General features: G+C 55.4%; 22 protein-coding genes. 15 read left to right on the plus strand and 7 right to left on the minus strand.

The window, feature by feature from the left end:
- Position 1: 1 nt before the first annotated feature.
- Positions 2 to 811, minus strand: coding sequence for an alpha/beta hydrolase (locus B2T33_RS17375; RefSeq protein WP_252724004.1), 810 nt, complete (start codon positions 809 to 811; stop codon positions 2 to 4).
- A 39-nt stretch (positions 812 to 850) separates the two neighbouring features.
- On the opposite strand from B2T33_RS17375, the gene B2T33_RS17380 reads away from it, so the two are divergent.
- From B2T33_RS17380 to B2T33_RS17395, 4 genes are all read left to right on the plus strand, one after another.
- Entirely contained in the window at positions 851 to 2,083 is a 1,233-nt protein-coding gene (locus B2T33_RS17380; RefSeq protein WP_252724003.1) for a glycosyltransferase family 4 protein, read from the plus strand.
- The gene (locus B2T33_RS17385; protein ID WP_371810682.1) at positions 2,080 to 3,114 is read left to right on the plus strand and encodes a glycosyltransferase family 9 protein; all 1,035 of its coding nucleotides are present in this window, start codon (positions 2,080 to 2,082) and stop codon (positions 3,112 to 3,114) included. Before B2T33_RS17380 ends, B2T33_RS17385 begins: the two co-directional genes overlap by 4 nt.
- Positions 3,115 to 3,336: 222 nt before the next feature.
- On the plus strand, positions 3,337 to 3,852 hold the full coding sequence (infC, locus tag B2T33_RS17390) for a translation initiation factor IF-3 (protein WP_008888578.1): 516 nt from the start codon (positions 3,337 to 3,339) through the stop codon (positions 3,850 to 3,852).
- Positions 3,853 to 3,904: 52 nt separating this feature from the next.
- A complete protein-coding gene (locus tag B2T33_RS17395; protein ID WP_008888577.1) occupies positions 3,905 to 4,309 on the plus strand; it encodes a response regulator in 405 nt (134 codons plus the stop codon).
- A gap of 63 nt (positions 4,310 to 4,372) precedes the next feature.
- Here B2T33_RS17395 and B2T33_RS17400 read toward each other — a convergent pair whose 3' ends face one another.
- The gene (locus B2T33_RS17400) at positions 4,373 to 5,323 is read right to left on the minus strand and encodes an AEC family transporter (protein WP_286792724.1); all 951 of its coding nucleotides are present in this window, start codon (positions 5,321 to 5,323) and stop codon (positions 4,373 to 4,375) included.
- A 253-nt stretch (positions 5,324 to 5,576) separates the two neighbouring features.
- Between B2T33_RS17400 and rpmI the strand changes: the two genes are divergently transcribed.
- The 4 genes from rpmI (at position 5,577) to pheT (ending at position 9,746) form a co-directional block, all read left to right on the plus strand.
- On the plus strand, positions 5,577 to 5,774 hold the full coding sequence (rpmI, locus tag B2T33_RS17405) for a 50S ribosomal protein L35 (protein WP_008888575.1): 198 nt from the start codon (positions 5,577 to 5,579) through the stop codon (positions 5,772 to 5,774).
- Positions 5,775 to 5,791: 17 nt separating this feature from the next.
- Positions 5,792 to 6,148: a 50S ribosomal protein L20 gene (gene rplT, locus B2T33_RS17410; protein WP_008888574.1), complete on the plus strand. Its 357-nt coding sequence runs from the start codon at positions 5,792 to 5,794 to the stop codon at positions 6,146 to 6,148.
- 114 nt (positions 6,149 to 6,262) lie between these two features.
- Positions 6,263 to 7,333, plus strand: coding sequence for a phenylalanine--tRNA ligase subunit alpha (gene pheS, locus B2T33_RS17415; protein ID WP_063086571.1), 1,071 nt, complete (start codon positions 6,263 to 6,265; stop codon positions 7,331 to 7,333).
- Between the two features lie 4 nt (positions 7,334 to 7,337).
- Positions 7,338 to 9,746: a phenylalanine--tRNA ligase subunit beta gene (pheT, locus tag B2T33_RS17420; RefSeq protein ID WP_286792725.1), complete on the plus strand. Its 2,409-nt coding sequence runs from the start codon at positions 7,338 to 7,340 to the stop codon at positions 9,744 to 9,746.
- A gap of 80 nt (positions 9,747 to 9,826) precedes the next feature.
- Here pheT and B2T33_RS17425 read toward each other — a convergent pair whose 3' ends face one another.
- Both B2T33_RS17425 and B2T33_RS17430 read right to left on the minus strand, forming a co-directional pair.
- Positions 9,827 to 10,300, minus strand: coding sequence for a hypothetical protein (locus B2T33_RS17425; RefSeq protein WP_286792726.1), 474 nt, complete (start codon positions 10,298 to 10,300; stop codon positions 9,827 to 9,829).
- A gap of 100 nt (positions 10,301 to 10,400) precedes the next feature.
- The gene (locus B2T33_RS17430; protein WP_286792727.1) at positions 10,401 to 12,476 is read right to left on the minus strand and encodes a sensor histidine kinase; all 2,076 of its coding nucleotides are present in this window, start codon (positions 12,474 to 12,476) and stop codon (positions 10,401 to 10,403) included.
- Between the two features lie 536 nt (positions 12,477 to 13,012).
- On the opposite strand from B2T33_RS17430, the gene lepA reads away from it, so the two are divergent.
- Both lepA and B2T33_RS17440 read left to right on the plus strand, forming a co-directional pair.
- Positions 13,013 to 14,818 (plus strand): translation elongation factor 4, encoded by a 1,806-nt coding sequence (lepA, locus tag B2T33_RS17435; protein WP_064780089.1) that lies wholly within the window; start codon positions 13,013 to 13,015, stop codon positions 14,816 to 14,818.
- A gap of 131 nt (positions 14,819 to 14,949) precedes the next feature.
- Positions 14,950 to 15,414: a heme-degrading domain-containing protein gene (locus tag B2T33_RS17440; protein ID WP_286792728.1), complete on the plus strand. Its 465-nt coding sequence runs from the start codon at positions 14,950 to 14,952 to the stop codon at positions 15,412 to 15,414.
- Between the two features lie 76 nt (positions 15,415 to 15,490).
- On the opposite strand, the gene B2T33_RS17445 is transcribed toward B2T33_RS17440, so the two are convergent.
- From B2T33_RS17445 to B2T33_RS17455, 3 genes are all read right to left on the minus strand, one after another.
- Positions 15,491 to 15,712 (minus strand): hypothetical protein, encoded by a 222-nt coding sequence (locus B2T33_RS17445; RefSeq protein ID WP_286792729.1) that lies wholly within the window; start codon positions 15,710 to 15,712, stop codon positions 15,491 to 15,493.
- Positions 15,713 to 15,935: 223 nt separating this feature from the next.
- Positions 15,936 to 16,334 carry a GFA family protein gene (locus tag B2T33_RS17450; RefSeq protein ID WP_197146204.1) on the minus strand — a complete coding sequence of 133 codons (399 nt, stop codon included), beginning with the start codon at positions 16,332 to 16,334 and terminating at the stop codon, positions 15,936 to 15,938.
- 36 nt (positions 16,335 to 16,370) lie between these two features.
- Positions 16,371 to 17,393 (minus strand): NAD(P)/FAD-dependent oxidoreductase, encoded by a 1,023-nt coding sequence (locus B2T33_RS17455; protein WP_008888563.1) that lies wholly within the window; start codon positions 17,391 to 17,393, stop codon positions 16,371 to 16,373.
- Between the two features lie 241 nt (positions 17,394 to 17,634).
- On the opposite strand from B2T33_RS17455, the gene tsaE reads away from it, so the two are divergent.
- Genes tsaE through addA form a run of 5 tightly spaced genes read left to right on the plus strand, consistent with a single transcriptional unit; the run spans position 17,635 to position 26,612 of the window.
- Complete coding sequence (gene tsaE, locus B2T33_RS17460) at positions 17,635 to 18,111, plus strand: tRNA (adenosine(37)-N6)-threonylcarbamoyltransferase complex ATPase subunit type 1 TsaE (protein ID WP_197146203.1); 477 nt, start codon at positions 17,635 to 17,637, stop codon at positions 18,109 to 18,111.
- Positions 18,108 to 19,232 (plus strand): aminoglycoside phosphotransferase family protein, encoded by a 1,125-nt coding sequence (locus tag B2T33_RS17465; protein WP_286792730.1) that lies wholly within the window; start codon positions 18,108 to 18,110, stop codon positions 19,230 to 19,232. The genes tsaE and B2T33_RS17465 overlap by 4 nt, the downstream gene beginning before the upstream one ends.
- Complete coding sequence (locus B2T33_RS17470; RefSeq protein ID WP_286792731.1) at positions 19,229 to 19,990, plus strand: nucleotidyltransferase family protein; 762 nt, start codon at positions 19,229 to 19,231, stop codon at positions 19,988 to 19,990. The genes B2T33_RS17465 and B2T33_RS17470 overlap by 4 nt, the downstream gene beginning before the upstream one ends.
- Positions 19,990 to 23,151 (plus strand): double-strand break repair protein AddB, encoded by a 3,162-nt coding sequence (addB, locus tag B2T33_RS17475; RefSeq protein ID WP_286792732.1) that lies wholly within the window; start codon positions 19,990 to 19,992, stop codon positions 23,149 to 23,151. The genes B2T33_RS17470 and addB overlap by 1 nt, the downstream gene beginning before the upstream one ends.
- Entirely contained in the window at positions 23,148 to 26,612 is a 3,465-nt protein-coding gene (addA, locus tag B2T33_RS17480) for a double-strand break repair helicase AddA (protein ID WP_286792733.1), read from the plus strand. The genes addB and addA overlap by 4 nt, the downstream gene beginning before the upstream one ends.
- Positions 26,613 to 26,707: the final 95 nt, after the last annotated feature.

The raw sequence follows: 26,707 nt of genomic DNA on the forward strand, positions 1-26,707 counted from the left end.
CTTACCTTACCGTCTTTGCGATCACTTCGTCGATATGCTTGGTGATCACGTCAAGCTGATCTGGCTTCGAAAGCCGATGATCGCCGGTCTTGATCAAATCCACGCGGACATCCTCAGATACCAGCGCCTCGGTCAGGCGGATCGCTGTCTGCCATGGCACATCCGGGTCCTGCATACCCTGAACCAGCCGGACCGGGCATTTCAGATCAATCCGCTTGCGCAATAAAAGCTGATTGCGGCCATCCTCAATCAGATCGCGAGTGATCGTATAAGGATCATCACCGTATTCGGTCGGTTCGATCAGCGCTCCTTCATCCATAATCGTGTTTTTCTGTTCTTCGCTGAACTGCGCCCACATCAGGTCTTCGGTAAAGTCAGGAGCAGCGGCGATGCCAACCAATCCGGCAATGCGTTCCGGTCGGGCGAGGGCTGCGAGAAGCATGATCCAGCCGCCCATCGAAGAACCGACAAGAATCTGTGGGCCGGAGGTGATTTCATCAAGAACTGCAATGGCATCACGTGCCCACTGACCGATGGTGCCATCGGCAAATTTGCCCGACGATTGTCCGTGACCAGTGTAATCAAAGCGGGTATAAGCCACCCCCTGCCGAATGCAGTGCGCCTCAAGGTGGGTTGCCTTGGTGCCGGTCATGTCTGACATGAACCCGCCGAGAAACATTACACCGGGTGTATTGTGCACCTGTACGTCAGATGGCTTGCCCGGCACGTGATGGTATGCGATTTTTAAACCATCTGGACGGTTGAGATATTCGGGCTTTTCAGGCTGTGGCGTTGGCAGGTCATGGGTCATCCGGGGCGTATGTCCTTGGGTGTTGATGGTTGGAGTTGCATGAGCGCGTCAGAAGTAATGACAGAAACAGTCTATCGATCAGAGCCCCAAGCGCAAGGTGGGGACTATCGGCCTGCCGTTATTTTACAGGTGCTTCCCGAACTTGATGCAGGTGGTGTGGAGCGCGGCACGGTTGATATCGCGCGCGCTATTGTCGATGGCGGTGGCAAGGCACTTGTCGCATCCCAAGGCGGTCGGCTCGAACGCGAACTTGATCGGTTTGGTGCCAAGCACATCACCCTGCCGCTTAAATCAAAGAATATTCTGACCATGCGCAAGAATATCGATGCTTTGGTCAAGCTGATCCGTGAAGAGGGTGTTGATATCATTCATGCCCGATCGCGTGCCCCGGCCTGGAGTGCGTATTTTGCGGCGCGCAAGACCGGCATTCCGTTTGTGACGACCTTCCACGGCACCTATTCAGGATACAACAACCCGTTCAAGCGTCGCTATAACGCGATCATGACCATGGGTGATCAGGTGATTGCGATTTCCAAGCACATCGCCAATCACATCAACAAATATTACAAGGTCGATCCGGATCGTCTCAATATCGTCCCGCGTGGGACGAATGTTGATTTGTTCAATCCGGAAAATGTCAGTCAGGAACGCCTGATTGCGCTTTCCAACCAATGGCGTTTGAATGGTGAGGAATATGTCATCATGTTGCCGGGGCGTATCACGCGCTGGAAGGGGCATGGTTTCCTGATAAAGGCACTGCCGGCCGTTCTTGAGGCACTTGGACACCGGAAGGTTCGCTGTTTGATTGTTGGATCCGATCAGGGCCGCACAGGCTATCGCGAAGAGGTCTTGCAGATCACGCATAAGCTGGGTCTTGAGGATGTTGTGCACATTGTAGACCACTGCAACGATATGCCAGCAGCATACATGCTTGCTGATGTCGTGGCCTGTCCGTCAACTCAGCCGGAGGCTTTTGGTCGTATCCCCTCTGAAGCGCAGGCAATGGGGCGGCCAGTTGTTTCTACGGCGCATGGCGGGGCGATGGAAACTGTACTGCCCGGCGAAACTGGTTGGCTCGTAAGTCCAGGCAAGGTTGATCAACTGTCCCGTGCTTTGGTTCAGGTTCTTAGCCTGACACCTGAAAAGCGCGCCAAGTTGGCGATAAAGGGACGGGATCATGTGATTGCAGAATTCTCTTTGGAACAAATGGCTGAGCGGACACTAAATGTCTATGCCAAGGCGCTGAAACGGGTCATCGGGAACGCCGCATGACCGACAATAAAACCGAAAGCATGTCCGTGAATCCTGATGATTTCTGGGTTGATGAACAGCCTGTGGAAGGGACGGAAGAGTCCAAGCGCAAACGCATACTTGTCATCAAACTTTCTGCGCTTGGCGACGTTGTCTTGGCGATGGGTCCGTTTGCGGCCATCCGTGCCGCCCATCCAGATGCGCATATCACGGTGCTGACCACGCGGCCTTATGTTGATCTGATGAAGGCCAGCGGATTTTTTGATTCGATCGCTATCGACCGTCGCCCAAAACTGATTCAAGTGCGTGAAGTCTTGGCGCTGCGACGCTTTCTTCGGAACGGTAATTTTGACCGGGTTTATGATCTGCAGACGTCCGACCGGACCGGCTTTTATTATAAACTGTTTTGGCCAGGACCCAAGCCGGAATGGTCAGGGATTGCGAGTGGGTGCTCTCATCCACATGCCAATCCTGAGCGCTCAAATATGCATACGATTGATCGGCATGCGGACCAGCTCGCTGATGCCGGTATCAAGGATGTTCCAGCACCATACATTTCAGGGCCCGATATAGACCTAGACCGATTTGGCATTCGAAGCCCGTTTGTTCTGATCTGCCCAGGTGGCGCACCACACCGTCCGGCGAAACGCTGGCCGGCTGAGCGGTTCGGTCTTCTTGCCAAGAAACTGGCAGACTATCGGTTGACCCCGGTTCTGATCGGAACCGATAGTGAAGCAGATGTTCTGAACCGGATTGATCAGATGTGCCCCAAGGCACGCAATCTGATGGGGCGTACCGGGTTTCTTGATATTGCATCGCTTGCAGCGCGTTCGGTTCTGGCAATCGGCAATGATACCGGTCCGATGCATATCGCCGCCGCGGCCGGTGCACCGTCAGTGGTTTTGTTTTCACGTGAGTCCGATCCAAAGCGCTGTGCACCCCGCGGGCACGCTCCTAATGCAGTCAGTATTATACGCGAGAGTGATCTGCGAGAATTGACGGTAAACCGGGTGATGGATGTCATTCGTGAGCGCCTTGATCTCACCGACTAGGATTGCAGGATTTGTTTGATTTGGCGATCTCGGACAAAGGCGCGGAAAATGGCGCTTTGAGGGCGCTGTAATTGCCTAAAATCATTGCTTTCTGAACGCACGTGGATATGCTAGGTCAGGTTTCAAGGAAAACATCCCTGAACGTCCTTGCGTGTTTTTCTGTTTCTAACCGATTTGTTTGATGACCATAGGAGATTATCCATAGCACGACCACGCAAACCGATGCAGCCGACCAAGGAAGGTCCGCGCGTCAATGAGGATATCAAAGCCCGTTCCATCTGTGTTGTTGACTCTGAAGGCAACATGTCCGACCCGATGACGGTGCGTGAAGGCATTGAAATGGCAGCGGAAGCTGGACTTGATCTTGTCGAAGTCGCTCCGAATGCCGAGCCGCCAGTTTGCAAGCTGATTGATTACGGCAAGTTCAAATACGAACAAAGCAAGAAGCAGAACGAGGCCAAAAAGAAACAGAAGGTTATCGAGGTCAAGGAGATCAAACTCCGTCCGAACATCGATATCCATGACTACAACGTCAAACTGCGTGCTGCGCAGAAGTTTCTTGGCGGTGGAGACAAGGTGAAAGTCACGTTGCGTTTCCGCGGACGTGAGATGGCTCACCAGGACCTCGGTCTTGGCATGCTTCAGCGTTTTTCGGGGGACCTTGAGGACCTCGCAAAACCGGAGATGATGCCAAAGATGGAAGGCCGTGTTATGATTATGGTACTGGCGCCGCGTTAAGACGCGGCGTTTTGCCTTTTTACCCCAAGGTTCAAGCCAAAGAGGGAATGCCATGCCAGTCGGAAATGATCTTTTGATCGTGGGCGTCGATGATGACCCCAAAAGTCTGGTTCTTCTGAAACGAATCGTCGAAAGCGGCGGGTTCACGTTTCAGGGTGTTTCCTCTGGCAAGGATCTTCTTAAACTTCTCAAGACCAAACGTCCGCGCATCATCCTGATGGATATCATGATGCCTGACATGAACGGGTTCGAGACCGCGATCAATGTCCGGACCCAGTTCCCCGATCTGGCCTGTGCAATCATTTATGTCACGGCGCGACAGGGTGAAGAGGATCTGCGGGGTGGTGTTGCCGCCGGCGGCAATGATTTCGTCCTGAAACCGATCAATCGCGAAAAACTGATGAGCCGAATCGAAAAATGGATCGGTCGGGCGCATACCATCAAGACAGCAATCTGACTGCGGCTGAGAGCCTAATTGTGTTTTGGCCATTCTTTCTGATCTCAGGCCGCTCCGGCCCTTTTACTGGCCAAGCCACCCGACAATCGTCTCAATATAGACCGAAAAGATAGAAAAGCTGACGACGCCAAGTGCGGTGGTCACCAGCACGATCGACGAACTGCGCACGATATAGCGGTCATAGGTCGTTGCTATCACGAACACATTTCCCGCTGTCGGGAGAGCTGCCAGTAACAAGACGGCCTTTGTTTCAAGCCCGCTTGCTGAGCCAACAATCCAAAACCCGATAAATACTGCAATGGGGTGCACAATCAGTTTGGCAACCGACATGGTGGCAAGTTCGGCCCGTTTTTCGGCAATCGGTCGCCCAACCAGCGCAACGCCAATGGCAAACAATGCCGCCGGGCCAGCACTTTGCCCCAACAAGTCCAGCAAGTAGTCAACGCCGTCGGGCCAATCCAGATCAAGCAAGCTTGCAAGCACACCGATGATAATTGCAAGCACAACAGGGTTCGTCAGGGTGCCTCTGATGATCTTGGCCGTCGGATGAGTGCCCTTTGCGTGCTTTGTCCCTTCCAGCAACAAAAGGGAGAGCGGCAACATCACAATCAAATCAACTGCAAGCGCGACAATCAGCGGCACAGTCGCCAGAGGGCCAAGCAGCCCGATGATCAGCGGAAGCCCCATGAAGCCGACATTGCCCATGGTCCCGGCAAAGGAAAACAGCGTCTGGCTGGCCGGATCAAGATGGAACACGCGCGAGGCGATGAGCCGCGAAATGCCATAAACCACAAGAGTACCGCCGCCGTAGGCAAGGATGATGTCAGGCTGCCAAATCTCTGACGGGCTTCGGGTTGCAAGTGCCTTGAACAACAGGGCGGGCAGCGCAAAATAGAACACAAACCCGTTGATGCCGCGCATCCCGTCGGGTGAAACGATCTTGAACTTGCCGCCAATCCAGCCAAGGCCGATCAGTGCAAAGAATGGCAAAATGATTGATGTGATTTGCGACATGTGATCAGTCAGATGGCGAAATGCGCGATGATGGATTAGGTCTGAAAAAGTGGTGCCTGCGCACAATGGCGGCTCAATGTCCTAAAAAGCAAGGGGAAAGGGCTGAATTGGCCCTTGAAAAAGGTAAAGTCGGAGTCTATAACCACCCGTCCCCAAAACAGGTGGTGAGGCTGGAAGGTTTATATAGATCCTTCAGGGCATGCCCAGCCGCCGTAGGGGATTTCGTTTTCATTGCTTTTGCAAGGATAGAAAAATGCCCAAGATGAAGACCAAAGCGAGTGCGAAAAAACGCTTTCGCCTGACCGCCAGCGGAAAAGTCCGTCACAACGTGGCAAACAAGCGCCACCTTCTGACTGCGAAACCGACCAAGATGAAGCGCCAGGCACGTGGCACGGAGATCCTCTGTGACGCAGATGCCCGCATCGTCAAAAAATTCCTGCCGTACGGTTAAGGTTGAAGGAGAGTTAAATGGCTCGTGTAAAAGGGGGCGTGTCTTCACACGCTCGTCACCGCAAGGTTATTAAGGCTGCCAAGGGTTACCGCGGTCGCCGCAACAATACTTTCCGCACCGCCGTTCAGGCTGTGGAAAAAGGTCTGCAGTATGCATACCGCGATCGTCGCGTTAAGAAACGCCAGTTCCGCTCGCTCTGGATTCAGCGTATCAACGCTGGCGCACGTGAGAACGGTCTGAGCTATTCCCAGTTCATGAATGGCCTGAAAAAGGCTGGTGTTGAACTGGACCGTAAGGTTCTTGCCGACATCGCAGTGCGTGAGCCGGAAGCTTTCAAAGCTCTGGTCACCCAGGCGCAGGCTGCACTGGACTGATAAACCTTTGTAAAAAGGTTTCATCGGCACTTGCCTGATTTGATCAGGGGCGGCCATATTGGCCGTCCCTTTTCTTTTTGTGATTTTTAAACCCAAGCCAAAGCGTCGGAAGTTATGGAAAACATCGAAGCATTGCGCGAAGAGGTTCTGGCGGAAGTCGAAAAGGCAGCGGATCTGACCGCGCTTGAAGACGTTCGCATCAGCGCCCTTGGCAAGAAAGGCCGCATTACCGGCCTGATGAAAAACCTTGGCAAGATGGACCCTGACCAGCGTCGTGAATTTGGTCAGACGCTTAATGCCGTCAAGGACCAGGTCGCTGGCGCAATCGAAACCCGTAAAACTGCCCTTGAAGATGCCGCCCTCGAGGCGCGTCTGTCGGGCGAGCGGATTGACGTCACCCTGTCCTCGCGTCCGGATGAAACCGCGGGCCGCATTCACCCGATCAGCCAGACGATTGATGAAATCGTTTCGATCTTTGGCGAAATGGGCTTTGCCCTGGCCGAAGGCCCGGATGTTGAAGACGACTTCCATAACTTTACCGCACTGAACATTCCGCCGGAACACCCCGCGCGTGAAATGCAGGACACCTTCTATCTGCCCGAACAGGAAGATGGATCGCGCCTTGTACTGCGTACCCATACCTCGCCGGTGCAGATCCGGACCATGCAGTCTAAAACCCCGCCGATCCGCATCATTGCGCCGGGTCGTACCTATCGCTCTGACAGCGATATGACCCATACGCCGATGTTCCATCAGGTCGAAGGTCTGGTGATCGACAAGAAAACCCATATGGGGCATCTCAAAGGCTGTCTGCTTGAGTTCGTCAAAACCTATTTCGAACTTGATGATGTGCCAGTGCGCTATCGTCCAAGCTTCTTCCCGTTCACCGAGCCGAGTGCCGAAATGGATATCGGTTGTTCGCGCAAGGGTGGGGAGCTGAAAATTGGTGAAGGCGACGACTGGCTGGAGATTCTTGGCTGCGGCATGGTTCATCCGCGCGTGCTGAGCGCCTGTGGCCTTGATCCCGAAGAATATCAGGGCTTTGCCTTTGGTATGGGGATCGAACGTATCGCCATGCTGAAATACGGCATTCCCGATCTTCGCACCTTCTTCGATACCGATCTGCGCTGGCTGAAACATTATGGTTTCGTGCCGCTGGATGTACCGAACATGGTAAGGGGCTGAGATAATGAAATTCACACTGAATTGGCTGAAACAGCACCTTGATACCGATGCGTCGATTGAGGTGGTTGCAGAAAAACTGACCGATATTGGTCTTGAAATCGAAGGCGTGACCGACCGCGCGGCAGCCCTTGCCGACATCCGTGTCGCCCACATTGAAGAAGCCGGACAACATCCCGATGCTGACCGCCTGAAGCTTTGCCGGGTTAATACCGGCGAAAAAATCATTCAGGTCGTTTGTGGTGCGCCCAATGCCCGTACCGGACTTAAGGTCGCATTGGCACAGCCGGGCGCGATCATTCCGATTGATGGCTCAAAACTGAAGCCGGGCAAGATCCGTGGTGTCGAAAGCCAGGGCATGATGTGCTCCACCCGTGAGCTCTGCCTTGGTGAAGACCATGACGGCATCATCGAACTGCCTGAAGATGCCGAAATCGGTGCACCGGTTGCGTCTGTCCTTGGTGCGGATGATCCGATCCTTGAAATCGGCCTGACCCCGAACCGCCCGGATTGCACCGGTGTCCGCGGGATCGCCCGCGATCTGGCGGCTGTGGGCATCGGAACGCTTAAGGCCGATCCGCGCCAAGAGCCGGTCACTGGTGCGTTTGACAGCCCGATTGGCGTTACGATCAGCGGCGATATTGCCACCAATAATGCGGTTCCGGCCTTCTATGGCCGTTACATCCGTGGTGTGAAAAATGCTGAAAGCCCGGAATGGCTGAAAGCCCGTCTGGAAGCCATCGGGCTGCGTCCAATCTCCGCCCTGGTGGATATCACCAACCTTGTGACTCATGACCTTGGTCGTCCGCTGCATGTGTTTGATGCCGACAAACTGTCGGGCGACATCAATGTGCGTTACGCGACCAATGGCGAAAAGATCGCAGCCCTTGATAACAAGGAATACGAGCTTTCCGACTCCATGGTGGTGATTGCCGATCAGGCAAAGGCACTGGGCATTGGTGGCATCATCGGCGGTGAAGAAACTGGCTGCCTTGAAGAAACGACCAATGTGTTTGTCGAATGCGCGCTGTTCGATCCGATCAGCATTGCCAAGACCGGTCGTAAGCTTCAGATCAATTCCGATGCACGCTATCGGTTTGAGCGTGGCGTTGACCCGCAGTCGGTTGCCTGGGGCATGGAAGTTGCAACCCATCTGATCACCGAGATCTGCGGGGGTGAAGTATCCCATGTCGTTAAGGCTGGCGAAGTACCAAATCCGCGCAACGCCTTTGATCTGCGCATTGATCGTATTCGTGAGCTGGGCGGCGTTGCCGTTGAAGCAGACCGTGCGATTGAAATCCTGAAATCTCTGGGCTTTGAGGTTAGTGGTTCTGCACCGGTTATTAACGCCGTCGCACCGACCTGGCGCCCGGACATCATCGGTGAAGCCGATCTGGTCGAGGAAGTGCTGCGCATTGTCGGTTATGACAAAATCCCGACAGTCCCGCTGGAGCGTGAAACTAGTCTGCCAGTTCCGGCATTGTCGCCGTTCCAGAAACGTGTTGGCCTGACCCGTCGGGTTCTGGCATCGCGCGGTCTTTATGAAACCGTGACCTGGTCCTTTACCGACTCGCGTTGGGCCAAGCTGTTTGGTGAACTCAAAGACGGTCTGTATCTGGCCAATCCGATCAGTTCCGACCTTGATATCATGCGCCCGAACGCCCTGATCAACATGATTGCCGCGGCCGGTCGTAATCAGGCACGTGGTTTTTCCGATCTGGCGCTGTTTGAAGTTGGGCCGGAATTCTTTGGCGATCAGCCGGGCGATCAGCGTCTGGTGGCCGCAGGTCTCCGTTCCGGTGCAACAACCCCGCGCAGCTGGACCGGTTCACGCCGTGATGTCGACGTCTTTGACGTTAAGGCCGATGCCGAAGCCCTGATCGAAGCACTGGGCACCAATGCCGCCAATGTTCAGGTCAATACTGAAGGTGCACCGGAATGGTATCACCCGGGCCGTTCGGCAGCCCTGCAGCTGGGTCCGAAAAATGTTCTGGGCTATTTCGGCGAATTGCATCCAAAAGTGCTTAAGGCGCTTGGCGTCAAAGGCCGCGTTGTCGCGTTTGAACTGTTTGTTGAAAACGTACCGATGCCCAAGAAAAAGGGCACGGCCCGTCCGGCCTTGAATGCATCAAGCTTCCAGTCGGTCGAACGCGACTTTGCCTTCCTGCTTGATGAAGCTGTGAAGGCAGAGGCAATCATCAAGGCCGCCAAAGGTGCCGATCGTAATCTGATCACGGATGTGACGATCTTTGACCTTTATGCAGGCAAGGGGATTGAGGATGGCAAGAAATCACTCGCCTTCTCGATCACGTTGCAGCCGACCAAGGCAACTTTGACCGAAGAAGAAATTGAAGCGGTCTGCAAAAAGGTTGTCGAAGCGGTTGAGAAAGCCACAGGTGGCTCTCTGCGCGCCTGATCTTTCGCCAAAGATACGAATAAAAAGCGGGCTGCCCAACATTGGTGCAGCCCGTTTTGTTTGTGGACCATCGGTCAAATTTACCGACCGGGGCGTTTGCGCAGGATGGCGTACTCGTCCTCATCCAGATCAAGCGCGATCAGATCCGGCCCATTGGTAAAGACATGCCATTCCATATCGGTGTCGTCGCATTCGATGGTCAGCTGATCGACCATGCTGTTCCATTCGCAACGTTCACGATCATCATCGGCTTCCAGTCGACCCGTACCATCGTCATAAAGATGCATAACCAGGATCTGCTCGTCCTCGTCAATTGAATAGACGGCATATGTTTCGTTTGCAAAACGGTAATTGATTTCTGCGCCATCCAGACGACGCCAACCTCGCGGCAGTGGCGCGCCCGGTTCATGTTCGGCAAAATAATAAGCCAGTTTCTGCATGTGGCTGTCATTCATGGTGCGCATGTCCGATCCACATGCGCTGAGCGCCAAAAGGGCCAGCATCACCGGAACAGATTTGAATACAGGGCGGGACAGGATCATGGTCTTGAACATCTAACGCTCCATAACAGGCACAGGGCAGCTTTTACCTGTCTGCCCGTCTAACTCTCAGTCTCAAGCAATATGCTTGCCATGCTGCCATGTGCTGAGACGCTTAAGGATTGTTTTGCCCAATGCGTGATGCCTCGGCGTGGTAAACCCGAAGCGTAAAGATGATGGTCGTGCCCGGGTCGCTGAGCGGTCGGCTGGTATCAAGCCAGATGCGGCCGCCATGCTGTTCAACGATCTTGCGGCACAGAGACAGGCCAAGTCCCGTTCCGGAAAACTCGTCCTTATGCAGGCGCTGGAACAGGCGGAAAATCCGTTGTGCATGTTCGGGGTGAATGCCAATGCCGTTATCGCGCACCGAAAAACGCCAATAGTCGCGCATCACCGGGTCGGGTTCGACCGTGATGGATATATGCGGTGGTACGCCGGGTCGGCGATATTTGATGGCATTGGATAAAAGGTTCTGGAACAGCCGCGACAGGGCAATCCGGTCACCTTTGACGGTCGGAAGATCGTCATGGGTGATGGTGGCATGTTCACGGCCAATCACGTCCTTGAGGTCCGCTTGCGCCTCGTTGAGCACCTGATTGCAGTCAATCGGTGCGAAATCTTCGCGCGTTCCGGTCTTGGCATATTCAAGCAGGTGACTGATCAGCTTGTGCATGCGCTTGGCACCATCGACGGCAAAGTCGATATATTCGTCGGCTTCCTGATCAAGGCTGCCACTGTAACGCTGCTTGAGAAGTTGCGTATAGCTGGCGACCATGCGCAGCGGCTGCTGCAGATCGTGGGACGCCACATAGGCAAACTGTTCGAGGTCTTCGTTGCTGCGCTTGAGCTGATCAAGTGTATCGCGCAGCTTGTTGGCATTTTCGACAAACTCCGTCACATCACGCGCACTGCAAAAGATCATCTCGTCAAATGGACCCACGCAATGCCAGGCCAGCCAGCGAACATTGCCCTTGCGGTCGAGTACGCGTAGGATTGATTTGCCATCACTGATCGTCGCAGTGCCGTTTTTCTGGCGCATGGCCGTCATCGCGGTTTGTTGGTCCTCTGGAACAAACAGCATAAAGAAAGGTTTGTTGACGATGTCATGCACCGGCAACCCCATCAGCTCTTCAAGCGCGGGGCTAAACCCCTTAAGGATGCCGTCCTGATTGACCACAATCGCCGGTTCCGGCGTATGGCGCAGGTAGGTTTCAAACGGATGGCACAGTTCCTGTTGGGCCGCAGTTTCCAGAAGCAAAACCGAAATAAATTCCCGATTGTCTTCGCTATAGCGATGCGCCATCAGATAGAAACGCTGCATCTGGTTTTTGGCTGTGCGGATATCGACCATGGTGCCAATCCGGGCATCTTGCCAGACATTGTCAATTAGCGGTCCGCGAAGCTTTGTGCGGGATTCCGGTGACAACCGATCAAGGAAATCCGTCATGGTTGGTTCGATGTTTTCGGCTGTCGGACCAAGGATTTCCGGCCAGTTCAGTTGTGCCGTCAGTTTTCCGTCGCTGGTCTCCACCGGCCAACTGATCACGGCACAGCCGCATTCCGCCAAGGTATTTTCCGTATCGCTGAAATGTTCGGCAAGATGGGCAGCACGCATGTGCTGCCGTTTGAGGCGATGCCACAACCAGACAGCCAGACCACAAAGAATGGTCATAGCCATGACAAACATCAGCGCGTGCAGGATAAAAGCATCGCGCCAGTTATTTAAAAGCGCGCTGCGCGGCGTATAGGCCACCACGATCCGGTCGATTTGTGGCAGTTTGCTATAAGCCAGAACCATGACTTCGCTGCTGTGAACACAGACCAGGGAATCGCGATCAGTTTGTTGGGTGCTGATATAGTCGCCCAGATCACCGATCAGATGCGGCGGGATAAAGCCCTTTATCTGGTTAAGCTGGTTATCAAGCAGACCAACGGTAATATCGGAATTGTCCGCCACGATCTTTTGCAGGTCGACGTCATTGTGAAGCAACAACATCGATCCCAACCGAAAGGCGGTTGCTTCAAGTTGGGCGCTGGCATGCTCAACGGCGCTGTCATAAAGCGTTTTCTGAATGAAAAAGAAGGAAAACAGCAGGACAAACACACCCGTCAGCGTCAAGGCGGCAAGCCGTTTGCGCAACTTGACAAGACTGCGCCGGGACAGGGATGGCTCGATTGACATTATGAACATGTTATTGGCGTGCCCCTGCCAGACAGAGTTATGGTTTCCTCAACCTTGAAATTTAAGACCTTTTCGCGCGGTTGAAAAGGATGCAAACAAATGAATGTAAGCGTTAAAGGCCTGTTTTGTGATGCACCCGACATCTCGTGACCAAGACCCTTAACGTGATCACGTTCCGACAAGTGATGGCCGTGCCGGACTGCAGGTTATTCACAGACGCCGTGAACATAACACAACGCTTCTAATTCCGTGCAAAAACCCCTATAAACCCGCTGGTGATTGATCCGGGATATATCAGAACCGATTTCCCGAACGATGCAATGATCGCGCAATGCTGGTTTTTCCGATCGTGCCCTTTTGCATCCGTGATGCGATAAGGCCTGATGTCGCTGCCGAAATTGGCTGGCTGACGGGGCAGGGGATATATTGGAAAGAGTTCCATTTGCGCGTTATGTATCAACCGGGTATCTGGTGATCACACCGTTTCGAAACAATGTGCCACGCGGCGAAATGCCAGCCAATTTTAGTGCCAGAAGCAGCCAAAAATGACTGACCTTAAGAACATTCGTAACTTTTCGATCATCGCCCATATCGACCACGGTAAATCAACCCTGGCCGACCGCCTGATCCAGTTGACCGGTGGCCTGACCGAACGTGAAATGGCCGATCAGGTTCTCGATTCGATGGATATCGAACGTGAACGTGGCATCACCATCAAATCCCAGGCCGTGCGACTGAAATACACCGCCAAGGATGGGCAGGAATATACGCTCAACCTGATGGACACGCCGGGTCACGTTGACTTTGCCTATGAAGTGTCACGCTCGCTCGCAGCCTGCGAAGGGTCGCTTCTGGTGGTTGATGCCGCACAGGGTGTGGAAGCCCAGACCCTCGCCAACGTCTATCAGGCGATTGAAAACAATCACGAAATCGTACCGGTCCTGAACAAGGTTGACCTTCCGGCAGCCGAACCCGATCAGGTCAAGGAACAGATCGAAGAAGTGATCGGCATCGATGCGTCTGATGCTGTGATGATCTCGGCCAAAACCGGCCTGGGCGTGCCTGACGTGCTTGAAGCACTGGTGCACCGTCTTCCGGCGCCGACCGGCGATGCGAACGCACCGCTTGAAGTTCTTCTGGTTGATAGCTGGTATGACACTTATCTCGGTGTGATGATTCTCGTGCGCGTGAAGGAAGGCACCCTCAAAAAGGGTCAGAAAGTCCGCTTCATGAACGCCAAGGTCACCCATCAGATCGAACGCGTTGGTGTGTTCACGCCAAAGCCGCTTGCGATTGATGAAATGGGGCCGGGTGAAATCGGCTTTATCAACTGCGGTATGAAAACCGTGGCGGAATGTGAAGTCGGTGACACGATTACCGAAGAAAAACGTCCCTGCGCCAAGCCGCTGGCCGGTTTCAAGCCGTCCATCCCGGTTGTGTTCTGTGGTATTTTCCCGGTTGATACCAGTGAATATGAAGTGCTGCGCGATGCGCTTGAAAAGCTGCATCTCAATGACGCGTCCTTCCAGTTCGAACCGGAAAACTCGACCGCACTTGGTCTTGGTTTCCGTTGTGGTTTCCTGGGTCTTTTGCACCTTGAAATCATTCAGGAACGTCTTGAGCGCGAGTTCGAGCTTGATCTGATCACCACTGCACCGTCCGTGTCCTATAAGATCACGCTGAGCAAGGGCGAAGAAATCCTGCTGCATAACCCGGCCGATTTCCCGGACGTTACCAAGATCAAGGCCATTGAAGAGCCGTGGATCAAGGCATCGATCATGGTGCCGGACGAATATCTTGGCGGTATCCTGACCCTTTGCACCGAACGCCGTGGTGTTCAGCTTGACCTGACCTATGTCGGCAACCGGGCAATGGCGGTTTACAAACTGCCGCTCAACGAAGTGGTGTTTGATTTCTATGACCGTCTGAAGTCGATTTCTCGCGGCTATGCCAGCTTCGATTACGAGATCGCGGGTTACGATGAAAGCGATCTGGTCAAGGTTTCCATCCTTGTGAACGAAGAGCCGGTCGATGCACTGGCCCTGATGGTTCACCGTTCGGCGGCTGAATATCGCGGCCGTGAGATCTGTAAGCGTCTTAAGGACCTGATCCCGCGCCAGATGTTCCGCATCGCCATTCAGGCCGCCATTGGTGGCAAGGTGATTGCCCGTGAAACCGTTTCTGCCCTGCGTAAGGACGTGACGGCAAAATGTTACGGTGGTGACGTTTCGCGTAAACGCAAGCTGCTTGAAAAACAGAAGGCCGGTAAGAAAAAGATGCGTCAGTTCGGCAAGGTCGAAATTCCGCAATCGGCCTTTATCAATGCGCTCAAGATGGGCGACGACAAGTAAGCCAAAATTACGATTTCGAAACAAAGGCTGTATCACATTGTTGATGCAGCCTTTTTTCTTTGCTGTTTTCAGAGGCTAACCTGCTGCGCTATGGATGGACGCAGCCCAACCAATTGCCCAAGGAGTCCCCGATGGATCTGGAATTGCTCGCCAAGCAGGAAGACGTTCTGGTGTTTGACCGCTTTGACGAAGACACTGCCTGGTCAATCGGCTCCAAACTGGTCGGCGTCGCACAGGCCAAAAACGCCCCGGTTGCCATCAATATCCGCACCCCGGACCGCACCCTGTTTCACGCATCCCTTGCCGGTGCCAAGCCGGCCAACGATGCTTGGGCGCGTCGTAAAAGCAATCTGGTGCTACGTGAACATCAAAGCTCGATGCGCTTTGGCGCGGAGCTTAAGGCCAAGGGCAAAACCCTTGCCGATCACGGGATCGATTTTGCCGACTATGCCGATCACGGCGGCAGCTTCCCGGTCCGTGTTGCCGGTGTCGGCGTGATTGGCGCGATTACAGTATCCGGACTCGCATCGCACGAAGATCACGGCATGATCGTGAGCGTTTTGGCCGAGCACCTTGGCGTGTCGGTGAAGCTCTAAGACACAGCCGAACTTCTAGACGCTATATTTGTGAGATACTTGACGTCAAACGGCGAAGCCGCGCAAGAGGCCAGGCTTACTCCTCGAGAATAGCCTCAACCTTGCGGGATACCCATTTTGATATGATGGTCGAACCGGCGACCAAAAGGCCGATCGCAACGGCTGTACCAATGACAATGATGAAGCTGCCAGCAGAGCGTCCATGCATCATCATCTGAAAGGTGGTTTGGAATGTCACCATCATCAGTAACGTGCCAAGCAGAAGCGTACCTGAACCAAACAGCATCAGTTTGCGCATATTCATCTTTCAGCGGCTGTTCGGTTGGTCGCCCTCATTCTGGTCGCTCATTTCGTTCCCCTGATGATGATCTGTGCGAATTCTACTCTTGGTAGAATTTTGCAGCCTGTCATGATTGAGCCCCGAGGGCCAGAGACAAGTTTCTTTTGTCCGGTACCTGTGATGTCACCAGTTTGGCAGGAACAAGCTTCAGTACTTTAAAAAGGGCCAGGGATCGTCGCGCTTAATCGAAATGCTCGATCTCCGGATCAATGACAGCAAAGCTCGGCAGTGCCGAGCTCATCCAAAGATGCTTTTTGGCCTTGAACGGGCGTGGGTCATCAAAGGTGCCCAATCGGAAATCGATGAAGCTGTCATCATCGCCCTTGCACCAGGTGATGCTCGATCCGCATGTTGGGCAAAATCCGCGATATTTGCCAGGCGAGCTTTCATATTCGCGCGGCTTGCCATCCCATGTGATGGCATTGGTCGGGAACGCGACAAAGGTCGAAACACCCGAACCGCTATCCTTGCGACACATGCCGCAATGGCAGTGATTGCCGCCAATCGGCTCCCCGGACGCAACAAAGCGCACCGCGCCACAAAGACAACCCCCAGGATGTTCGGGATGTTTTGTGGCCATGGTGCGCTTCCTTGAAAACTTTGACCAAATGTCGGGTTATTCGTTCGGAACACCCGTCGTGGTCGAATATTCGAAATGGAATTCCTTGTCCGGGAACATATAGGCGCGTGCAGCATGGATCGCACTTGCACCTTCGGCAAAGCCCGACAGGATCAGTTTAAGCTTGTGCTCATAGGTCGCGATATCGCCGATGGCAAAGATGCCGGGGACGGATGTTTCCATCGTCGCCTGTTTCACGCCGATATGGTTTTTCTCAAGATTAAGGCCCCAATCGGCAATCGGACCGAGTTCCATGGCAAGGCCAAAGAACGGCAGAAGGTGATCGGCTTCAAGCTCGCGCTCTTCGCCCTTGAGCGTCGCGACAACCACGTGCGACAGGATGCCATTTTCACCCTTAAGCCCCTTAAGCTGATAGGGGATGACCATCTCGATCTTGCCCGCCTCGGCGAGCGCCTGCAGTTTTGCACTGCTGTCAGGGGCCGCACGGAATTTCGGGCGACGATGAACCACCATCACCTTCGCGGCGATGTCATGAAGCGACAGGGCCCAGTCGACAGCCGAGTCACCGCCACCGGCAATCACGACGTTCTTGCCAGCGAAGTCGGCACGACGTTTGACGTAATACTGAACACCACCCGATCCTTCATACTCTTCAAGGCCATCCATCGGCGGTTTGTTCGGGCCAAAGGCACCGCAACCAGCCGCAATCACAACCGCACCAGCATCAATGACCGTGCCCTTCGTGGTGACCAGCGTGAAACGGCCATCATCGCGTTTCTCAAGCTTGGTGACCTGCTGACCCAGATGATAGGTCGGCTCGAACGGGTCAGCCTGTTTGGCAAGCTCGTGAATAAGATCCTGACCGGCAATTTGCGGATGGGCCGGAATGTCGAAAATCGGCTTTTCCGGATAAAGTGCGCTGCACTGGCCGCCGACCATATCAAGCGCGTCAATCACATGGGATTTAAGCCCCAGCATACCGGCTTCGAAAACCGCAAAAAGCCCGACCGGGCCTGCGCCAATAATGGCAATATCTGTGCTATGCGATGCGTCTGACATACTTATTCCATCCAAATAAAATCAAATTTGGGTAGGGGGCTGCCCCCAAGCCCGGCGGTGTGCGGGATTTCTTATGCAGCCAGATAGCATCTGGAACACGATATCGCAATGTAAACCGGCCTTTTTCCGGGTTTGCGCCGTGATTTGAACCACACGTCCCAATCGGCTTCGCAAAATCATTGCGAAGTGCCGCATCAACCCCCTAAAACAGAAGGCAAGAGCCATTCAAAAGACGGACATCATGACCAGGACAGTCACTGTCAGCGATCAGAACGGGACCGAAGCCCTTGCCGCCAAACTTGCCGCTGTTGCCAGGGCAGGGGACGTGATTTTGATGCATGGGACACTCGGCATGGGCAAAAGTGCGTTTTGCCGTGCCTTCATTCGCGCGGTGGCCGATAACCCGAACGAAGAAGTCCCCAGTCCGACTTTCACACTGGTTCAGATCTATGAACTTGATCGTGTGCCGGTCTGGCATTTTGACCTGTATCGCTTGTCTGATCCCGAAGAAGTCCACGAACTTGATATCGAGGACGCCTTTTCCGATGCCGTCAGCCTGATCGAATGGCCGGATCGGTTGGAATATCTGACCCCGGAAAATCGTCTTGATATTCATGTCGAACCCGGATCGAGCCCTGATGGCCGTGTGTTCAAGCTTGAGCCGCATGGTGAAGACTGGGATGCACGGATCAATGATCTGGTGGTAAGCCCGTCATGAACCGCGCAAGCCCCGATCAGGAACGCCGCAACGCTGAACGGCAGGATTTTCTCGTCACCTGTGGCTGGCAGACCGCGCAGGTCATGCCACTTGTCGATGATGCCTCGGCGCGGAAATATTTCCGCCTTGAACGGCGCCATGACACCGCCCTTCTGATGGATTTTCCGCCGACGGCCATTCATGTCGATCCGCATGGCATTTATGACAATCCCGAACGTCCGGCCTCTGTTTCACCAGTTCTGAAAACCACAAATCTGTTCAAACAGGCCGGTTGGCGGGTACCCGAAATCTATGAGGCGGATGAAAAGCGCGGCTTGGTCCTGATCGAGGATTTTGGTGACATCACCTTTACCGAGGCGCTCATGGGCAGTGCGATGCTGGATGGCACAACGCAGGATACGCTTTATCTGCGTGCTATCGAACAGCTGATCACCCTGCATCGCTTCTGCGACGGGGGCGGGATGAATGATTGCGGTCTGGTGCGCTATGGCCCGGAAAACCTGCGTCGGATGCTTGCCAGCTTCAAGGCCGATTACTTGCCACTGATCATCCCGGACGCGGCCAAGCGTGATGCGGCAAGCACGGCCTTTGATCAGCTTCTTGAAACCGTGCTGCCACTTTGCTGGCAGGTGGGTGAGGTGATCATTCACCGCGATTATCACGTCGATAACCTGATGCTGGTTGAAAATGGTGATGGCGGCGATGACTGCGGCATCATTGATTTTCAGGACGCGGCCATTGCACCACGGCCCTATGATCTGGCGTCGCTTCTGCGCGATGTGCGCCATGATATCGGCCCGGACCTTGAAGCGCGGATGAAGGAATTCTATCTCGCCGCGTTCCCTGATGTTGATCGTTCTGATTTCGAAACGGCCTATATTGCAACCTCGATGGTGCGCAATTTCCGCATCCTTGGCCGGTTTGGCTGGCTTGCGATCAAGGCCGGAAAGACGCGCTATTTCGACTACATCCCGCGCTGCTGGGACATGATCTTGCGCGGGGCGGCAGAAAACCTGCCAGCCCTTCAGGATTGGGTGGATGTCCATATTCCGTCCGATGCGCGCAGCGCTCCGGCACTTGCCAAAACCCAGAACCTGTCAGGCAAAGAGGCACAATCATGAGCGCACCGGAAATAAAGGCACAGGCCATGGTTCTGGCCGCTGGCCTTGGCAAACGCATGCGCCCGATCACCGATACCATTCCAAAGCCGCTGATATCGGTCGCGGGCAAGCCGATGCTTGATCATGTGCTTGATAAACTCGCAAACGCCGGTGTCACGCAGGCAGTGGTCAATTCGCACTATCTTGGGCAACAGATCATTGATCATGTGGCCAATAGAACTGCCCCCGCCATTGTGACCTCGCCCGAGGAAGACCTGCTTGAAACCGGCGGCGGGGTAAAAAATGCGCTCTCGAAACTCAACGAAGACGCGATCCTGATTGCCAATGCCGATGTTTTTTGGACCGAGGGGGCAGAACCGCTGTTTGATCGCCTGATCAATGCCTTTGACCCCGATCACATGGATGCGCTTCTGGCCCTCTATCCGGTGGCAGATGGCTATGGCTATGATGGGGCAGGGGATTTCTTTTGGCAGGTGGATGGGCGGCTGAAACGGCGCGGTGAAGCACCCGAGGCCCCGTATTTTTTTACCGGGGTGCAAATATTGGCACCGCACCTGTTTGAAGATACGCCCGATGGCGCCTGGTCACTGAATGTCGTTTATGACAAGGCGCTTGCCACTGGTCGGTGTTATGGTCTGGTCCATGATGGCGGATATTTCCACATCGGCACGCCAGAGGCGCTCAAGGAGTCCGAACCAGTCATCGCAAAGGCGCTTGAAATTGAGCGCGCCAAGAAAGCCGCATCCGGGGGAGTTTGATGGCCGACCTGTTTGATTACATGGACGCGCCCGAATATGACGAAGCTTCCTTCGCGGGGGAGGCAACGCCGCCCTCAAACCTGTTTTTCATTCCGCCCGGCGTTGCCTTTGCCGATCTGATCGCCAAACAACTGATGGCAGAAACCGCCGATCAGCCAGATACCTTGCCCGACTATGTTCTGATGGTGCCCAACCGGCGTTCGGCCAAGGTAATGCGCGATGCCTTTTTACGGCAGTCGCAAGGCGCGGTTACCCTGCTTCCGACCATTCGTCCACTGGGCGAGGCGGATGAGGATGAATTGGCGATTTATGGTGCGGGTGGTGAACAAGCTGCCCTTGATCTGCCGCCCGCCATCCCCGATCTCCAACGTAAATTGTTACTGACCCAGCTGATCATGGGCCGCCCTGATCATCGCGGTGAAAAACCAACTGCCGATCAGGCCGCCCGTCTTGCCGGCGAACTCGCACGCTTTCTGGATCAGGTGCAAACGGAAAACTGCGACTTTGACGATCTCAAGGGACTGGTACCCGAAGAATTCGCCGAACACTGGCAGCTCACCCTTGAATTCCTGCAGATCCTGACCATCCACTGGCCGGGTATTTTGGCTTCTCAGGATGTCAGTGACCGGGCCATGCGGCGCAATGCCCTGATTGCCGCACAGATAGATCTATGGGAAGAAAACCCGCCCGAAACGCCGGTGCTGATTGTCGGCTCAACCGGCCCTTTCCCCGCCTTGCGGGATTTGATGAAGGCGGTATTGGCCATGCCACAGGGCCGTGTGGTCCTGCCCGGTCTGATGACGGGACTTGGTCACGAAGACTGGGCGGCGATTGCCGATGATGCCGCCCATCCGCAACACCTTTTGGGCAAGACGTTGGGCCATATTGGCCGTCATGCTGACAGTGTGCTGCCATGGCCCGCCCTTGACGCGGAAAGTGATGCCACGATCGAGCGCCGCCGTCTGGCCCGCGAGGCGTTGCGACCGGCCAAAACCACCCATCACTGGCGTCACATCACCGGATTTAGCCCGGATGTGATGGATGGCGTTTTGCGTGTGGATTGTTCGGGTGCGCGTGAAGAGGCAACCACCATTGCCCTTATGATGCGCGAGGCGCTCGAACATCCCGAAAAGACCTGCGCGCTGGTCACGCCAGATCGTGGCCTTGCCCGGCGTGTCGCCACCGAACTGCGTCGGTGGGAGGTCGAAATTGATGACTCGGCCGGTATCCCGCTGCACGACACGGCACCGGCAATCTATCTGCGCCTTGTCGTGCGTGCCGTGCAGGAGGAATTTGCCCCTGTTCCGTTGCTGGAGTTGCTGAAACATCCGCTCTCGGCGGCGGGTCTGTCACCGGAAAGCTTCCGGGTTCTGACCCGTCTTCTGGAAAAGGAAGTCCTGCGCGGTGCCCGACCGGGTCCGGGGCTGGATGGTTTGCAAATCGCACTTGATGGCTGGTGCGAAGATACAGTCACCCGCATTAGCACGTCCGGATCAGATAGCGTGACGGGCCGGATTGAGCGCATCCGTGATGATCATGCGCGCCTTAGTGATCTGGTGGAACGCATTAAAACCTGCCTTGATCCGATTGATGATCTGAACGGCGATAAAGCTCATGCGCCAGTTCATCTGCTGCGCAGTCATGTTACGGCGGCCGAGGCACTGGCAGCCAGCGACACCCAAACCGGCGCGGATCGCCTGTGGCGCGGCGAAGCGGGTGAGGCATTGGCGGATTTTGTTCATGAATTGCTTAATGCGCTGACGGATTTTGCGCCGATGCCGGGCAATCGGTATAGCGCGTTTCTCGATGCCCTGATGGCGGATCGTGCCGTGCGTCCGCGTTATGGCAAACATCCGCGCCTGTTTATTTGGGGCACGGTCGAAGCCCAAATGCAGCAGGCTGATCTGACCATTTTAGGCGGGCTTAATGAGGGCGTCTGGCCGCCCGAAGCCGGGGCCGATCCGTGGATGAGCCGCCCGATGCGGCGCAATTTCGGCTTGCCGGCCCCCGAACACCGGGTTGGGCAATCGGCCCATGATTTCCAGCAACTGTTTTGTTCGCCCGATGTGGTGATGACCCGTGCGCTGCGTATCGAAGGCACGCCGACCGTGCCGTCACGCTGGTTGTTACGCATTGAAAACATTCTGCGTAAATCGGGCGTTTCGATGGAAAAGCCCGATGCGGCCGAGTGGCGTGCGTTGGCTGATCTTATTGATGAACCGGCCTCAAGCATGCGGATCAAGATCGGACGCCCGGCCCCCAAACCGCCTGTATCGGCGAGGCCGGATCGATTGTCGGTCACCCAGATCGAAACTTGGATGCGTGATCCCTATGCGATTTATGCCCGTCACATCCTTGGCCTGCGCAAGCTTGATGGTATCGACGAAGATCCTGGTGCCGCCGATTACGGCAACCTGATCCACGACGCCCTTGATCAGTTCATCGCCCGCCATCCCGAACATTTGCCACCGGATGGCGAACATGAATTGCTGATCATTGGTCGCGAAGTGTTCAAACCGCTTGCGGCACGTCCCGGTCTTTGGGCCTTCTGGTGGCCACGGTTCGAGCGCATCGCCAAATGGTTCATCCAGACCGAAGCCGCCCGACGCGATGCCGTGCGTAAATCCTATACCGAGCAGGCCGGAACCCTTGATACCAGCAGCGGTTTTCAGGTCTATGCCCGTGCCGACCGCATTGATCAGCTGCGCGATGGCGGGATTGCGATCATTGATTATAAAACCGGCGCACCACCCAGTCAGGGCGATGTTGCCAACGGCTTTGCGCCGCAACTGCCGCTTGAAGCCGCGATTGCCGAAAAGGGCGGTTTTGGCGATGTGCCCGCCGGTCCCCCGGCCAGCATGGCTTTCTGGAAACTATCCGGTGGTGATCCGGCAGGTGAGATCGTTGAAATCAACACGGGCCGCATGAAAACGACCCCGGCCGAACTCGCCCACGCGGCGGTGGAAGGTGTGAATGGGTTGGCGGCGGCCTTTGCCGATCCTGAAACGCCCTATCTCAGTGTTCCGCATCCCGATCACGCGCCGAAATATTCCGACTATGTCCATCTTGCCCGCCTGCGTGAATGGATGGGCAGCGAGGATGCGGATGATAGCGCTAACATCGAAGAAAAACAGGATGTTGGCGAAGGGGATGAATCATGACCGAAATGCGCGGAACTGATCCCAACGTCCTGCAACGCAATGCATCCGATCCGACCGCATCGGTCTGGGTGTCGGCCTCAGCCGGAGCGGGCAAGACCAAGGTGCTGTCTGACCGCGTCTTGCGCCTGATGCTTTCGGGTACCGAGCCGCATCGCATTCTGTGTCTGACCTTCACCAAGGCTGCGGCGGCCGAAATGGCCAACCGTGTGAATGAACGGTTGGGTCTATGGGCCACCATGGAAGATCGCGACCTTCAAGCCGATCTTGCCAATCTTGCCGGTGCAGCACCCAGTGCCGATGAAACCATCCGCGCGCGCCAGCTTTTTGCCCGTGTGCTGGATGCGCCGGGCGGAATGAAGATCCAGACCATTCATGCCTTCTGTCAGTCGCTGTTGCGCCGTTTTCCACTGGAAGCCGGTCTGGCGCCGCATTTTGAAATCATGGATGACCGCACAGCCGCTGAAACCATGGCCGATGTGCAGGAAGAGGTCCTGGCATTCGCCCGAACCGGCCGTGATGATGATCTGGCCCATGCCCTGTCGGTCGTCACCGGACAGGTCCGCGAAGGTGCCTTTGGCGAGGTCATGAGCGAGCTTGCCCGCGAACGTGGTCGCCTGAAGCGCATGCTGGCCAATCTGGGCGGGGCCAAACGCATGCGCGATGCGGTTTATAAGGCGCTTGGGGTGCCGGTCGGACTTGATGATGAAACCATCCTGACCAAGGCGCTTTCCGATGATGCCTTTGACCGCGATGGCTTGATGTGGGGGCTGGCAGCACTTGAGGCCGGAACCAAAACCGATACTGCACGCGTGCCGGCATTGGCGCAATTTCTTGAAAAGACGAATGTCGAAGACCGCCTTGCGGTGTTTAACGAATATCGCAGCGTTTTCTTCACCACGGCGGGTGAACCGCGCGCCAAACTGATTACCAAAGGGGCAGCCGAAAATCACCCGATGGGGGCCGATGCGCTTGAACAGGAATGCGCGCGTCTGGTCGAGGTCGATCGCCAACGCAAGGCCGCCGCAATGGCCGGTGCGACATCGGCGCTAATCACCATCGGCAATGCGATGCTTGATCGCTACGCCACCAAAAAGGCCCTGCATGCGCGTCTTGATTACGATGACCTGATCCTGACCAGTTTGCAGCTTTTGCAACGTCAGGCCGGGATTGCCGGCTGGGTGTTGTTCAAACTGGACGAAGGCCTTGATCACGTTCTGATTGACGAGGCGCAGGATACCAACCCCGAACAGTGGGAAGTTGTGCGTATTCTGGCCGAGGAATTCTTTATCGACGCCGGGCGTCATGCCGATAAGCCCCGCACCATCTTTGCCGTCGGTGACGCGAAACAATCGATCTATAGTTTCCAGCGCGCTGATCCCGAAAAGTTTGCCGAAATGCGCCGCTACTTCCGTGAACGGGCGCGTGAAATTGCCGCCGACTGGCGCGAAGTTCCGATGAACATCTCGTTCCGGTCCACCGATGCGGTGCTGGGCACGGTGGATCGTGTGTTTGCCGGTCCGGTGGCACGGCAGGGTGTGGGTGATGACGGAGCAGACGTGCAGCACAGTCCATTCCGTGTCGGGCAGGCCGGGCGGATTGAACTTTGGCCTGCGGTTGAGCCCGAAGAACGCGCACCCGAAGACCCTTGGACACCGCCAACCCGCATTGTCCGCCTTGAAGATCCGGAAATCCGCCTTGCCCGCGTCATTGCCGGGCGCATCCGCCTTGCGATTGATGAAAAGGAAATCCTGACATCGCGTGGCCGTCCGGTGCGTGCAGGTGATTTCATGATCCTTGTGCGCCGTCGTACCGCCTTTGTAGATGAGGTCGTCAAGGCGCTAAAGGAACGCAACGTTCCGGTCGCCGGTGTTGACCGCATGCAAATCACCGATCAGCTCGCCGTGATGGATCTGGTCGCATTCGGCCGGTTCCTGTTGATGCCCGAAGATGACCTGACACTGGCCGAGGTGCTTAAAAGTCCGCTGATCGGTCTTGATGATGATCAGTTGTTTGAAATTGCCCATAACCGCCCCAGAACCCTGTGGCATGCGCTGCGAGAAAAGGCGGCTTTGGTTGAAGACGGATCACCGTTTGCGCGCGCCTATGCCTTCCTGTTCAAGTGGCTGGGCCGGGTTGATTACGAACGACCGTTTGAACTTTATGCCGAATTGCTTGGCGGTCGCGGTGAGGAAGCGCGTGGTGTCCGAGCCCGCCTGGTGGGTCGTCTGGGGATCGAGGCCAACGACCCGATTGACGAATTCCTTAACCTCGCCATGGGCTATGAGGCTGATCATGCGCCAACGCTTCAGGGCTTCCTGCACTGGCTGATGGCAGGTGACGCCGAAATCAAGCGTGACCTTGAACAAAGCGGGCGCGATGAAGTCCGCATCATGACCGTTCATGGTGCGAAGGGGCTTCAGGCCCCCATTGTATTCCTGCCCGATACCATGCAGGTGCCGACACAGGCCCCCAACCTGTTCTGGCAGGAAGACCGCAACCTGATGTTCTGGCTGCCGCGGGTGGCGCTTGAAACCGATCTTGTTGCGCGCCTGCGCGATGACATCGCACTTAAACGCGATCAGGAATATAATCGCCTGCTGTATGTCGCCCTGACACGCGCGGAAGACCGGCTTTACATCTGTGGCTGGCAGGGGCGGCGCAAGGCGCCAGAGCATTGCTGGTACAATCTGTGTAGCCAAGCGATGGAAGGCTACGCCAAACCGGCCCAAATCGACCTTTCGACTTATTCCGGATCGGGATGGGAAGGCGAAGGCTGGGTCTGGGAAACCGATCAAAGTCAAGCGCCCAAACAGGACCGTTCCGATGATATTTCGGATTCAAAACAATCTGTAAAACGCCAATTAATTCGGGCAGTTGCGCCAGAAGAATCCTTCCCGCCCAAGCCACTGGCGCCCAGTCGGCCGCTCGAAGACGAACCGGCTGTTCAATCACCGCTGGGTGGCGATCAGGGACAAAGCTTCAAGCGTGGTCTTCTGATCCATAAGCTTTTGGAACTTCTGCCAGACCTGCCGGAGCAGGCACGCCAGAAGGCAGCCGAACGTTTCCTTGCCCAGCCCGTCCATGCGCTTGATCCCGATCTGCAGGTCGAAATCGCCAATGAAACGCTGGGTATTTTCGATAATCCGGCCTTTGCCCCGGTATTTGCGCCGGGATCACGCGCGGAGGTGCCGTTGGTTGGTATCGTTGGCGGGGATGTGGTTTCGGCCCAGATTGACCGGCTTGTCGTGCGCGATGATGAAGTGATGATTGTCGATTACAAAACCAATCGTCCGCCGCCCCGCGATGTCGAAAACACGCCGCGTGCCTATCGTCGCCAGATGTCGATCTATCGCGCGGCCTTGGCGCAAATGTATCCGGGCAAAAAGGTCAGGTGTTTCATTCTCTGGACCAATGGACCGTGGATGGTAGAGTTGCCCGATCACATTCTGACATTTGGTTAGGGAACCGACTCTGCAGAACGCCTGCTTTGAAGAAGATCGCTTTCGCGCGGATCGCCCAATGCGCTTGACGTTTGCGTCAGTGCTGCCTACCTTGG

Source organism: Thalassospira sp. UBA4513, from assembly GCF_002388495.1.
Taxonomy (GTDB): Bacteria; Pseudomonadota; Alphaproteobacteria; order Rhodospirillales; family Thalassospiraceae; genus Thalassospira; species Thalassospira tepidiphila.